This window comes from Bradyrhizobium sp. (assembly GCF_049519115.1).
Taxonomy (GTDB): Bacteria; Pseudomonadota; Alphaproteobacteria; order Rhizobiales; family Xanthobacteraceae; genus Bradyrhizobium.
Genome location: NZ_JBEKRB010000035.1, coordinates 26268 through 39657, shown reverse-complemented (window position 1 = coordinate 39657; position 13390 = coordinate 26268). Strand labels below are relative to the sequence as shown.

The window sequence follows — 13390 nt, the reverse complement described above, 5'->3', positions numbered from 1 at the left end:
CCTTTCAATTGAAAACTTCGCACGCCAGCGCGTGCTTACAATGACGATCAGACTTCGACCTCGCTGACAGAAGCCAGCGGATCGTATTCCAGCATCTTCAAGATCGCGTGGAGTTGCCGGCGACGGACACCGAGGTTGCCGCCGCCAAAGAGGGGAAGCGCCAGCGCATCCTGCAGCAGACGTCCCAGCGGCAAAGCATGATCGTAGCTCTCTATGCCGACGACTCGCATCAGATCCGTCAGGACCCGCACAGCAGTCTCGGAACCAAGGACTTTTGCCTGGATCGCCAGTTCTTGCGCGCTGGGCGACTGCGCGTCGACCGCCTGACACGCCCGCCAGCACAACGAACGGATCGCCTCGATAGCTGTCTTTGCGTCGGCCAACGCGTATCCGACCGCTTGATGCTCGAGGATCGGGAGAATGCCGCCTCGCCGTTCGGTGCGCGCGAAGCCGAGCGTGAACTTGAACGCCGCCCGCATCAGCGCCACCGCAAAGATTCCAACCAGCGCGGCCGCGCCGGTGAAGCAAGCCGCGGTGAGAGCCAGACCGCCGCCGACGGTCCCCACGACATTGTCACTCGGCACGCGGGCTTCTTCGAATCTGAACTGGGGCAACGAGTGTGCACGATGCCCAACCGAGTCGATTGCACGCTCGAAGATCAAACCCGATACGGGGCGCTCCATGATCAGGACCGAAATACCCCGTTCAGGCGGCGCTCGGGGATCGGTCCGGCAAAGCACCGTTAGAATGTCAGCGCCCTTGCGATCCCAACCTGTCGCCGAAGATACCCAGCTTTTTCGACCCTCGAGAATCCAGCGGTCACCGCGAAGCGTAGCCGTGGTGCGGACGCCCTCGCCCGGCGGCGGCGATGCGGCATTGGCGCTACCACCTGGTTCGGTCGCACAAAAGCCCGCCAACGGCGCCCCGGCCTGTTTGAGGAACGGGTGCAGCAGCCGCCTTCGCTGTTCCTCTGTGCCGCCGATCAAGAGCGGCAACAGCCCAAGGAGGGTTCCGATCAACGTGAGCGCAACGCTGGCGTTCACGGCGTAAAGTTCTTCAGCGATAATCGCGGTCTCGATCAGACCAGCACTCTCGCCGCCGGCGGAAAGCGGAATGCATTTCCGCAAAAATCCAGCCGCAATCACCGCCTCGTAAGCCGGCCGCGTTGCGGCAAATCGCTCTTCCGGAGTGGGCAAAGCCTCCGCCTCCAACACCGGCGAAAGCACCTCTTTTGCGAACCTGCGGGATTGCAGCTGCAGCTCGCTTTGGCGTGCGGTCAGTCGAAAATCAATGGCCATCGATCTTCCTCTCACCGCGACGTCGTCGACAGCGCTAAGCCGCTCCGCTCGCAGAAAGCGGATCGTAGTCGCTTCGTTTAAGCAGCGTGTGCAGCTGCCGCCGTCTGATGCCCATATTGCCGCCGTCGAAGATCGGCAGCGCGAGTGCATCCTGCAACAGGCGACCAAGCGGCGCCTCGTGATCATAACTGTCGATCCCGACCACGCGCATCAGGTCCGTGATCACGCGCACCGCGGCCTCGGAACCGAAAATCTTGGCCTGGACCGCGAGCTCCTCGGCCGATGGAGACTGAGTGTCGAGCGCGTGGCAGGCACGCCAGCTGAGATAGCGGGCCGCTTCGATCGTGGTCTTTGCATCGGCGAGAGCGTACCCGACGGCCTGATGTTCGATGATCGCGTGAACGCCACCTCGTTTTTCGGTGCGGGCAAAATGAAGCGAATACTCGAACGCAGCCCGCATGAGAGCGACGCCGAAGATACCGACGAGGGCCGCGGTCGCGGTGAACGCCCCAGCCGTCAGCGCGAGCCCCATGCCTTGCTGGCCGAGCAGGTTGTTGTGTGGGGTCGCGACATTCTGGAAGCCAAATTGCGGCACGAGATGCGCGCGATGGCCGATCGTGTCGATCGCGCGTTCGAATACAAGACCCGTTACCGGTCCTTCGACCGCAATGATCGAGATTCCGGCATCAGGCGGTGCGGCGGGATCGGTTCGACACACGACGCAGAGAAGGGCAGCGCCTTCGCGGTTCCAGCCGGTGGCTGACGACACCCATTTCTTGCGCCCGTTGAGCACCCAGTTGTCGCGTTCCCGTCTGGCCGTGGTGCGAACGCCCTCGCCGGGCGGAGGCGAGGCAGCGTTGGCGCTACCGCCCGGTTCGCTGAAGCAGAAGCCGGCAAGCGGCGCGCCGCTGGTTTTCAGAAATGGCCCGAGCAGCCTCATGCACTGGTCGGGAGTACCGCCAAGCAGGAGCGGCAACAGGCCCAGTACCGTCCCGAGCATTGTGAGCGTCACGCTCGGGTTCACGCTGTAAAATTCTTCGGCGAGGATCGCCATATCGATCATGCCGGCATTGTCGCCACCGGCAGGCGCGGGGATACACTTGCGCAAATAACCGGCGGCCACCATCGCCTCATAGGTTGGCCTGGTCGCACGGAAGCGCTCTTCCGGTGTCGGCAACAACTCGGCCGCCCTGGCCTCGTTGAGCACCTCTTTCGCGAATTTGCGGGAAGTAAGTTGCAGGTCGCGCTGTTGCGCCGTGAGCGTGAAATCGATCGCCATCAAGCTGCCCTTGATTTAAGTCCGTTCAACCAACGGCTACCTGAATCAAGGGAGAGAATCTTGGACGGCAGCGCCCGCTTTCTTGGCGTGGAGTGAACAGACTGACCAGCTAGCGCGTGGCGGCGACGCGGCGAAACTCCCGCGGGGCCAAGCCGTTGCTGCGCTTGAACAGGCGGTTGAAGTGCGAGATGTCGCGGAATCCCGCCGCAAATGCGATTTCAGCAATGGTTTTACGCGCGGCATTGCGATCGAGAAGCTTGCTGGTGCACGCCGCGATCCGCTTCTCGTTGACGTGTTCGCCGACCGAACGACCCGTCGTTGAAAATAGACGGTGCACGTAGCGTTCGGAGCAGCGAAATCTGGCAGCCAGCGCAGCCGCCGCGAGTTCGGGATCGTCACTGTGGCGATCGATATGATCAAGCATCATCGACAGCAAAATGGATGGACCAGCGCGCTCCGACGCTCGTTCTTCCAAAATACCAGGTGCGTGAGCTATTAGATCGACGACATGTTGAGCGCCGAAGGTGGAGATTCCCGAGTCCTGCTTCGCGCGGAGGCATAGTTCTGCATGCCCCGCCAGTGTTCGAGATAGCGCGCAGCCAGCCTCGGTCGCGGAGAGCCTCAGCCGTGGCCGCTCCGCGAGGGCACCCGGCAAGAGTTGTCTCGGCACAGCAAAACAAAATAGACCAAAATTCCGGCAATTTTCGATTTCGAATGGCTCGGTTGTGTCGACGATCGCCAAATCTCCGGGACCGCAGATTTGTTCGTGGCCGCGCTGAGTGTAGCGGCCAACACCTTCGAGTTGGAGATTGACAAAGTACACATCACCGGTGCTTCGCGCGATGTGCGAGCGCAAACGGAGAACCACGTGCTTTGTTGCTTCGACGCGGGAAATCTGGATCGACGCGACGTCTGTTCGCGAAATCGTCCCTCGGAACGATTGCTCGGCGATTTTCCGAGGTTCGAGCGGAACGAAAGCGTCGGCTAAATCCTCAGCCCAACTTCCGAACGGACGGTCCGTCTCGATCGCTTTTGTCGACCACTCCATAGGACCACCTAAAATTTACCACTGCAAATTTCATGGTTTGGCCTTTGGAGGATAATACATCAGGGGCCGACGAGGTCAAATCGGCCACGTAATACAGGATCCGACCTCCGCCGGAGCCGCTGGCAACGTCTTGTACCGTGGTGTTCTGGTGCAACCCCCTGAACGGATACGATGCCGTTCCGCGTCGAATTCTCAGCGCTGCATGTGCAGATTCATCAACTCCGGACCCGGCATCATGCTGTCGTTCAAATCCGCCATGATCAAAAGCGATCCGACGACGACCAGGAAGACGATCAGTACGCCGAACGCGAGCGCCATCACGTTGTTGGTGTTGTCGGGCCCCGAAGTGACGTGCAGGAAAAACACCAAGTGTATACCCATTTGCGCGATCGCGAGAACTGTCAAACCGATCGTGACGCCGCCCACCCAAAGCAATGATGTGTTGGCGACCCAGAACGATAACGCCGTGAGGCCGACCGCGAGAGCGAATCCGATCGTGTAGACCAGCGCGCCGGACGTCCTGCCCTGTTCGATATCGGGAAGCGCCGATGCGTCCCCGGGTGCGCGATCGTAATCATCATACGTGTCGCTCATGAAAGGACTCCCTTCAGGTAAACGACTGTGAACAGCCACACCCAGACAATATCGAGCGCATGCCAGAACAGGGAAAAGCAAAGCAGGCGACGCTCGACGGTTGCGTCATAAAGGCCCCTGATCGCGACCTGCGCCATCATGACCGCCAGCCAGATCAGGCCGGCTGTCACATGCAACCCATGACAGCCAACGAGGGTGAAAAATGACGAAAGAAACGCGCTGCGCTGCGGCCCTGCTCCCAGCGCAATCATGCTGGAAAATTCCCGCAGCTCCAGCGCCAGGAACATCGCCCCGAGCACGAACGTCAGGATAGCCATCCCGTAAGTGATGGCGTACCGGCGCGCCGTGACGGCCAACTGCATCAACCCGCATGTGTAGCTCGAAGCCAGGAGGCAGGCGGTTTCAATTGCGACGCTACGCTGACTGAACAATTGCATGCCGGTTGGCCCGCCCGCCGTCGCGTGCGATAGCACCGCGTAGGCGGCAAAGAACGCCGAAAACATCACGATGTCGCTTAAGAGGAAGATCCAGAAGCCGTAGCCAACGACGACTCTCTTCGTAGCGGGAACGCTCTCGTACGTATCTTCCCGGTAAGTATGGCCGTCAACGACAATGGTGCTCATCATGCGACCTCAGACGGGTTGACCATCTCAAGCCGGGCGATCTGCTCCACCGGAATTTCGATCTCCTCTTCGCCGCGAAACGCAAAGACAAGCATGGTCAGGAAAGCGCCGACGATTGCCACGCCGGCCATCCACCAGATGTGCCAGATCATCGCGAAGCCGAATATGACCGCGAAAAACGCCGTGACGAATCCGGTTGCGCTGCTCTTAGGTATTTCGATCGGCTCGAATTTTTTCTCCTTCGGTGACGCGGCCTGTTGCCCGCGGCGCTCTTGCTTGGAGCTCCAAAATGCGTCGATGCTTGTGACCTGGGGCAGCACGGCAAAATTCCAGGGTGGCGGCGGCGACGCGGCCGCCCATTCCAGCGTACGGCCGTTCCATGGGTCCGCCGTGACTCTCAGTTTCTCGCGATCGCGGATTGAGACGACGAGCTGGATGATTTGGCTGACGATGCCCACGAGAATGACGACGACGCCAATCGCCGCCACCACCAACCACGGCTGCCAACTGGCAACATCGTAATGCTGCATGCGGCGCGTCATGCCCATCAGGCCCAGCAAGTAGAGCGGCATGAAGGCGATGTAGAAGCCGATCAACCAACACCAGAACGACAACCTGCCCCAGCTTTCGTCGAGCTTGAAGCCGAAGGCCTTCGGGAACCAGTAATTGTAACCCGCCATCAGGCCGAACACAGTGCCGCCGATGATAACGTTATGGAAATGCGCGATCAGGAACAGGCTGTTGTGCAGGGCGAAGTCGGCTGGAGGCACGGCCATCAACACGCCGGTCATGCCGCCGATCACGAACGTAACCATGAAGCCTATCGACCACAGGATCGGAACGGTGAAGCGGATGCGACCGCCATACATCGTGAACAGCCAGTTGAAGACTTTGACGCCCGTCGGCACTGCGATGATCATCGTCATTACCCCGAAGAAACCGTTGACGTTGGCGCTGGCGCCCATGGTGAAAAAGTGATGCAGCCAGACGACGAACGACAGCACGCAAATCACCATCGTGGCGGCGACCATGGAGCGATAGCCGAACAGCGGCTTTCCGGAGAAGGTCGAGACAACCTCAGAGAAGACGCCGAACGCTGGCAACACGAGGATGTAGACCTCCGGATGCCCCCAAACCCAGAACAGGTTGACGTACATCATCGCGTTGCCCTGGCCGTCGGTCGTGAAGAAATGAAAACCGAGGTAGCGATCGAGCAGCAGCATCGACATGGTCGCGGTCAGGACCGGGAAGGCCGCGACGATGAGAAGGTTTGCGGCAAGCGAGGTCCAGCAAAAAACCGGCATGCGCATATAGGTCATTCCCGGCGCGCGAGTTTTCAGGATCGTCGCCACGAAATTTATTCCGGTCATCAACGTACCGACGCCGGAGATCTGAAGCGCCCAGAGATAGTAGTCGACGCCGACGCCAGGCGAGTATTGCAGCTCGCTCAACGGCGGGTAGGCAACCCAGCCGGCTTTCGAGAACTCGCCGACGGCCAACGAGATATTGGTCAGGAGAATTCCCGACGCGGTCAGCCCGAGAGCAACCGAGTTCAAGGTTGGAAACGCCATGTCGCGAACGCCGAGTTGCAACGGCACGACGAAATTCATCATTCCGATCACAAACGGCATCGCCATGAAAAAGATCATGATCGTGCCATGCGCCGAAAAGACCTGGTCGAAATGCTCGGGCGGCAGGTAACCGTGTGAGCCGCCTGCCGCTATTGCCTGCTGGCTCCGCATCATGATGGCATCCGCAAATCCGCGCAGCAACATGAGCAGCGCCAGTATGATGTACATGATGCCGATACGCTTATGGTCGACGGAGGTGATCCACTCTCGCCAGAGATAGGGCACGTGTCCCTTGAGTACGACCCACGCGAGCACACCCCCGATGCCCAGCACCATGCCGCCGGATGCACCCATGATGATCGGCTGGTCGAAGGGAATCGCGCTCCAGTCCAGCTTACCAAGCAGGCTCATCTTTCTGCCCTCATGAATGTCAAAGATCTGCGGTACATAGCGTCGGCCGCCTGCATTTGGGAGATAGTGATAGTGTCGAACAGGCCGGGCGCGACCGAGCGATAGGTGAACGGCGCCACGGCTTCGCTCGGTTTGACGAGGTCCGCGTATGTCGTCGCATTGAGCTCTGGACCGGCGCTGCGTGCCATATTCACCCATTGGGAAAACGTCTCGCTGGTGACGGCCTCGGCATTGAAATGCATATCGGCGAAGCCATCGCCGCTGAACTGAGCGGAAAACCCACGATACGTGCCAGGCTCGTCGGCCAGCAGGTTAAGACGGGTGACCATTCCGGCCATCGTGTAGATCTGGCTGCCGAGTTGCGGCACGAAGAAGCTGTTCATCACGCTTGAGGAGGTCAGTTCCAGACTGATCGGAGTGCCGACTGGAATGGTGAGCCGGTTAACGCTCGCGATACCCTGATCGGGATAGATGAAGAGCCACTTCCAATCGAGCGAGGTGACCTGGACTCGCAGTGGCTTGACAGAGGAATCGATCGGTTTGCGAGGGCTCACATCGTGCGAGCCCACCCACGCGACGCCGCCAACCAGGAACACCGTCATGGCGGGGATCGACCAGACGAGCATCTCGAGACGGCCTGAATATTCGAAATCCGGCCGATAGCGCGCCCGAACATTCGATGCCCGGAACCAGAAAGCAACGCCAAGTGTGGCCACGATCACCGGGATCACGATCGCCAGCATGATGCCGAGCGAGTTGAGCAGAATTTGCCGGTTGGCGATGGCGATAGGGCCCTTCGGGTCGAGTACGCCTTCGTTGCAGCCGCCGAGTATCGCGGCGCAGGCCAAAACGACAGTCAGCCAAACATATCGCATGTCAGACCTCGCTTGTGCTGAGGTTGGTGAAGTTGCTCGCGGTGCGAACGGCGCCGGGCGGGAATTCGGCAAGCGCCGATCCGACGGTCCGGCCGACATGCGACGAACGCGTCGTCGCGGACGGACCATTTCCATGGCCAATCAGAAGGGCCGCAAACAGCGCGAACAAATAGAAAATTGAAAACACGAACAGCCTGTGCGCGGCCTTGCGATCGACCCCGGAGCTTCTCTTGATCCGGCCTGCGAGCAGCAGGAAAACCGCGCCGCAGACCACGGCGGTCGCACCATATATCGTGCCGGCGAAACCCAGCGCCCAGGGCAGCTCCGAAGCGAGAACCAGCAGGGCGCTATAGATCAGGATCTGACGCGCTGTCGCGGCACGCCCTGCGACAACCGGCAACATCGGCACGCCTGCGCGCGCGTAGTCGCTGGCGCGATTCAGCGCGAGAGCCCAGAAGTGAGGCGGCGTCCAAAGGAAGATCATGAGAAACAGCGTCAGCGGCGCGAGCCCGACGTCTCCCGTCGCCGCGGTCCATCCGATCACAGGCGGCAGCGCTCCGGCAGCCCCACCGATGACGATGTTCTGTGGCGTCGTTCGCTTCAGCCACGCCGTATATACGACGACGTAAAAGAAGATCGTGCCTGCCAACAACGCGGCTGCCGTGCGGTTGGTCGCCAAAGCCAACACGGTGACTGCGAAAGCGCCGAGCACGAGCCCAAACACAAACGCCTCGAGGGGGGACACCAGGCCGCGAGGAATCGGCCGCACCGCGGTGCGGCTCATGACAGCATCGATATCGGCGTCGTACCACATGTTGAGCGTGCCGGCACTAGCTGCCCCCGCGGCAATCGCAAGAACCGCCGCAAGAGCTGCGAGCGGATCTAGCCGATCGGGAGCGAGGCTCATTCCGACGATCGCGGTGAAGACGGCAAGGGCCATGATGCGCGGCTTCGCCAGCGCCAAAAATTCAAAGGCGCGTCGGCCTTGTGCAACCGAAGACGTCGCGGCGCGGTCGGCGGGGCTTTCGATAAACCGGCTATCAACGGTTTTGGCGTCCATGGCGATGCTCCGGCTTCATCAAGAAAGTACCAACCGTGCGCGCGCCAGACCGTCCGTCGGCGCGCATATCTCGTAGTGCCCTCTTGGCTCTGGAAACGCTTGAATGCGGCTGCTCGCCTTGGGTGATTCCTGCTAAAAACCGCCGACAGCAAACGACGATCGCAGTCACGTTCGCGCCGCGCAATTTTGCCGGCAACGCAGGCAACGCGCGCGCAGAGCTTTTTCGCTAACGCTCAACCCAAACAGTCATGCCGGGCTCGAGGTCTGCCGATTGCGCCAGCGGGTCGAGGCGTATCCGCAACGTATTGCGGTCATGGTCCCCAATCACGCGCTCGGCCTGCCAGGTTGCGAACGTTCCGAGCGGGCGCAATCCGGTGACGGCGCTTTTGATCGCCCCACCCGTGCTTCGCACCACGTCCACGGTTTTTCCAACCGTGAGACCGTCGAGACGGTCCTCACGTACATTGAACGACAGCCATTGCTTGCCCGTCGCTTCGACCATCAAAATCGGTTGGCCGGCACGAACATTTTCGCCGACCTCCGCGGCAACGACGCTGATCACGCCGTCGGTCGGCGCACGCAAGGTCATCTTTTCAAGACGGCGCTCCAGCACGGCCACCGACGCGGCCGCGGCCTGCACTTGCGCATCCGCGATTGCGCGCTCCTCCCGGGTTGGGCCCGCCACAGCCGCATCATAGTTCGCCTGGGCTTCCGCGACATCCGCACGCGCGCTTGCAGCATCATTTTCGGCCTGATCAAGCGCTTGCTGGGACTCGAAGCTCTGACGCGCCAGCGTGCTGGTCCTTGTCAACTGTGCCTGGACATATTCAAGGCGGGCGTTCGCCTTTGCTATCTGGGCTTTCAGCGAGTCGACCTGCTCGCGACGGACGCCTACATAGACGTTGTTGCGGTTAGCGGTTGCGGATCCAAGGGCGGCGCTCGCCTGATCCGCTTCCGCAGTCAACTCGACCGCGGAAAGCCTCGCCAGGATATCGCCGGTTCGCACATGCGCGCCCTTCTTGACCGCCATCGACACGAGCTGGCCGTTCACTTCCGGCTCGACCCTCACTTCGGTGGAGCGTACGACGCCAACGATCGCGGCCGCCGATCCGGAATGACGCGTGGAATAGATAAAGACGCCCGCGACCAACACAAGCGCGATCGCAATGATGGCGGCACGTCTAGCCATGGGCATTTACCTGGCCTCTCTTGACGACGATTGCCGAGATCACGGCAAGCGCGAAATAGGCCAATGTCAGACACCAGAGTGCGAACCAGTCATGCGCAACCTCCCAGATGCCGGCACCCAGCTGGTTGATGCGCACGAGGCCATCGATCGCGGAGTCCGCGGGAAATATCCGGCCGAACGCTGTGGCCGCGTCCGGGATTGCCTCGCGCGGCCATGCGAAGCCGGCGGTAAAGAACTGAGGCAGGCTGGTCGCAAGCAGGAGAATGGTCGCGTTCTCCGGATGCTTGAACCAGGCGCCAATCGCCTGTCCCATAAAGCTCGTCGCCAGCAAAAAGACCGTTCCGAGTGCGAAGACTTGCGGAAGATGGCCGAGCGTCGAGAAACCGTAGATGCGCGGCAATACGATGAGATAAAGCGCGAGCGCCGGAAGATAGATCGTGAGGTGGGCGACGCCTCGGCCCAATACGCTGGCAAACGCGCCGTCGGCCTTGGCCAGCGCGCCACCGGTCAGCATCGCAGCACCAATCAGCAGTGTTTGCTGGAGGATCAGCAAAAACGCGGCAGGCACGACATAGCTCGCATAGCCGCCCACCGGATTGAAGATCGGCTGCAGCAGGACATCGGCCGGGCTCAAGCTCGCCAATTTCGCCTTGACGAGGCTCCCGTCCGAACGCGCACCTCGCGAAACGAGGTCGGACGTCAACGCGCCGACGGCAGCGGCCACACCGCTTGCGGTCGAGCGGAATATGAAAAGATAGGTGGCATCCGCATGGATCGGAATGTGAGCGGTAATACCCTTGAGCACGTCGCGTTCGGTGTCGGGCGGTATTTCGACGGCGGCAAAAACCTTTCCGCGATCGATTGCGGTGCGCGCCTCGGCAAGTGTATGGGCGCGAACCACGACGTTCAATGCTCCACTTGCATCCAGCGCCTCGACGATCTGCCGGCTGATCTCGCTCAGATCGTTATCGACGACGGCGACGGGGAGCTTGCGAAGGATCTGGTTCAGGTAAGGTTGCGGATAATAAATACCGTAAATCAGGGGAGCCAGGATCAGCAGCGAGAAGGCGCTTCTTGTCCCGAGCACACGCCGCCACTCCGCTTTGAACGCGCCGCCGATGCCTCGCGATGTTCCGGTGATCTCGGCTTGCTCGGGAGATGGGACGATTTCAAACCGGCCTTTACGCTTGAGGCTTGCCATCCGCAGCAGCGCAAGCCCGGTAAAGAGCACAGTCAGGCCTGCGAGCGCCGCGAAGGGAACGGCGGATTCGGAGACCGGCAATCCCCGCGCCGCTTGTCCCAGCAACACCGCCATGTACCAGCGCAGCGGCAGTATAGCGCTCCAGCCTTGCGCAAACGCGTTCATGCCGATGGTTGGAAAGCCGACGCCGGCGTAGCCGAATGCAGGCGAGACGAACAGGCCTGCAAGTCCTAATCCCGATGCCAGGTCGCCGGCCAGAAGCTGTAGCAGCGCGCCCAGCGCCAGATGGGCAACAATCAGCAGCGAGCCGGCGGCCACCATCAACGGCAGGTCGCCCCTGAAGGGGATTTTCAGAACACCCTCAAGAAACAGCGCCTCAGCCAGCATGATCAGGAAGAAGATCGCAAACAATGGCGCAAGCTTGCCGACCAGTGCGACGACCGGATCGCCGCCGGCGCTTTGAAGCCAGGCCCGCGCGTCGCGGCGGCGGAATTCGGAGCCGACGGAATAACCGGCGGCCAGCGTGATCACCACGTGAATGATCATCGGCAGCAGCGCGCGCAGCAGGAATTGCGCGTAGTTTTTCTGCGGATTGACGAGCGCGATGGTCTCCCCGGTCAGCGTTCCGACGGAGACGGCCGCGGGAGCGGCGGCATGCGCGGGAGCCACGGCCGAGGCTGCCGCCGAAAGCGTATCGCTAAGGCCTGAGGATGCAATGCCGGCCGCCGTCAGGAATTGCTGGTTGTAGAAGCCTACGACCTGCGGGCGGCGTCCGGCCTCCAGGTCACGTTCGAAGTCCGGCGGAATATAAATTGCCGAGATCGCCTTGCCGGACCTGATATCCTGCGCGGCCGTCGATAACGTGCCGGAACGGTCGACGATATGCAGGCTCGGAGACGCCGCAACATATTCCACCAGGGCGCGCGACGTATCGGATCGATCTTCGTCCACAATGCTCACGCCGAGCCCGCGGATGACCGGATGGCTGAAAACGGTTGTCAGAACCACGAACGCGAACAGCGGCACGGCGAAGATCAGAAGCAGCGCCACCCGGTCGTGAAACAGCCATTGGCATTCGCGCCGTGCGACCGCCAGAAATCCTGGCTGTGGCGCCGGCCTCATTGTCTGGACCGCCAGTCGAGATAGGCGCTCATCCCCGGCCTCAGGTCCGGTACCGGCTGAACCGGGTAAGCGCGGATCGAAAATGTCCGCAAGTCGAAGTCGCCGGTCGCGCGCGTGGCACGCCAGCTCGCATATTCGCCCTTGGTCGCAATGAGCTTGACCTCGACCGTGATGCTGCGGTCATCGAGAGCCGGAATGCGAACGTCGAATCGATCGCCGACTTTGATGGTCTTCAGTAGATCTTCACGAAGATCGAAGTGGATCCAGACGTCGGCCAGATCGATCAGGGTTATCAGCGGCACGCCCGGAGACACGTATTCGCCGGGTTCTACATTGCGCTGGTAGATCTGCGAGGCGACCGGAGCATAAACCACCAACTGATCGATGATCGACTGAACGCTCTGGACGTCGGCGTTCGCCTTTTCGACGTTGGCTTTTGCGATCGCCCTTTCTTCCTTCGTGTAACCGTTGACAGCTTGCTCGTACGCCGAATTGGCCTGGTCGACGGCCCGTTCGTTTTCGTGCAGCGAATCCGTCATCTGGTCGAGGCGGGATTGCGGCGAATTGCCCTGCTCGGTCAAAATGCGGGTTCGCTCGAAGGTCTTCTGCGCGAGCACCAGAGCGGCCTGCGCGCGCTCCAGCTCCGCCTTCCGCGCGGCAATGGTTTCCGCCCGTGTCCCGACGAGGACGTTGGCAAGCTGTGCCTCGGCAACAGCCTTTGCTGCTTTCATTTGCTCGAGCTTGGCGACGGTCTCCGGATTATCGATGCTGACGAGAACAGCGTTTGCAGGGACGTTCTGGCCGCGCTCGACAGGTATGTCCTTGACCCGTCCGTCGACCCGCGCGGCGATGTCCAGCCGCGTTGCATCCGCTTCGCCCTGTACCAGCAGGGGTTCCGGCCGCAACAGATAGAAAACCGATAGCGCGGCGACGACCGCCACAACGACAGCGACGATGATAGAAGGAGTGCGTGCGGAGGGAGCGCTTGCCACCGTATTCTCCTTGCCGCCAGTTTCTGGCGCCTTGGGCGTGCTTTCGATTTGCGTATCCGGGGCTGGCATGTCCATGCTCGCGAAATTCTGGACAATTAGGGGCTCAAATGGATTGTAAGAACCTGCC

11 protein-coding genes are annotated in these 13390 nt (G+C 61.0%); all 11 read right to left on the bottom strand.

Annotated elements, in window-relative coordinates:
- Positions 1-47: 47 nt before the first annotated feature.
- The 11 genes from ABSE61_RS23650 to ABSE61_RS23600 all read right to left on the bottom strand — a co-directional run bounded on the left by ABSE61_RS23650 (position 48) and on the right by ABSE61_RS23600 (position 13338).
- Positions 48-1298: an acyl-CoA dehydrogenase family protein gene (locus ABSE61_RS23650; protein WP_423873561.1), complete on the bottom strand. Its 1251-nt coding sequence runs from the start codon at positions 1296-1298 to the stop codon at positions 48-50.
- Positions 1299-1332: 34 nt separating this feature from the next.
- A complete protein-coding gene (locus ABSE61_RS23645) occupies positions 1333-2577 on the bottom strand; it encodes an acyl-CoA dehydrogenase family protein (RefSeq protein ID WP_423873560.1) in 1245 nt (414 codons plus the stop codon).
- 109 nt (positions 2578-2686) lie between these two features.
- Positions 2687-3625, bottom strand: coding sequence for a helix-turn-helix domain-containing protein (locus ABSE61_RS23640; protein WP_423873559.1), 939 nt, complete (start codon positions 3623-3625; stop codon positions 2687-2689).
- Positions 3626-3817: 192 nt separating this feature from the next.
- Entirely contained in the window at positions 3818-4219 is a 402-nt protein-coding gene (gene cyoD, locus ABSE61_RS23635) for a cytochrome o ubiquinol oxidase subunit IV (protein ID WP_423873558.1), read from the bottom strand.
- Positions 4216-4842, bottom strand: a complete 627-nt coding sequence (locus tag ABSE61_RS23630; RefSeq protein WP_423873647.1) for a cytochrome (ubi)quinol oxidase subunit III — start codon at positions 4840-4842, stop codon at positions 4216-4218. The genes cyoD and ABSE61_RS23630 overlap by 4 nt, the downstream gene beginning before the upstream one ends.
- Complete coding sequence (cyoB, locus tag ABSE61_RS23625; RefSeq protein ID WP_423873646.1) at positions 4842-6818, bottom strand: cytochrome o ubiquinol oxidase subunit I; 1977 nt, start codon at positions 6816-6818, stop codon at positions 4842-4844. Before cyoB ends, ABSE61_RS23630 begins: the two co-directional genes overlap by 1 nt.
- Positions 6819-6820: 2 nt before the next feature.
- Complete coding sequence (gene cyoA / locus ABSE61_RS23620) at positions 6821-7672, bottom strand: ubiquinol oxidase subunit II (protein ID WP_423873557.1); 852 nt, start codon at positions 7670-7672, stop codon at positions 6821-6823.
- 28 nt (positions 7673-7700) lie between these two features.
- Positions 7701-8759 (bottom strand): heme o synthase, encoded by a 1059-nt coding sequence (locus ABSE61_RS23615; RefSeq protein ID WP_423873556.1) that lies wholly within the window; start codon positions 8757-8759, stop codon positions 7701-7703.
- Between the two features lie 226 nt (positions 8760-8985).
- On the bottom strand, positions 8986-9948 hold the full coding sequence (locus ABSE61_RS23610) for an HlyD family secretion protein (protein ID WP_423873555.1): 963 nt from the start codon (positions 9946-9948) through the stop codon (positions 8986-8988).
- Complete coding sequence (locus ABSE61_RS23605; RefSeq protein WP_423873554.1) at positions 9941-12271, bottom strand: ABC transporter permease; 2331 nt, start codon at positions 12269-12271, stop codon at positions 9941-9943. Before ABSE61_RS23605 ends, ABSE61_RS23610 begins: the two co-directional genes overlap by 8 nt.
- Positions 12268-13338, bottom strand: a complete 1071-nt coding sequence (locus ABSE61_RS23600; RefSeq protein WP_423873553.1) for an HlyD family secretion protein — start codon at positions 13336-13338, stop codon at positions 12268-12270. Before ABSE61_RS23600 ends, ABSE61_RS23605 begins: the two co-directional genes overlap by 4 nt.
- Between the last annotated feature and the right edge of the window lie 52 nt (positions 13339-13390).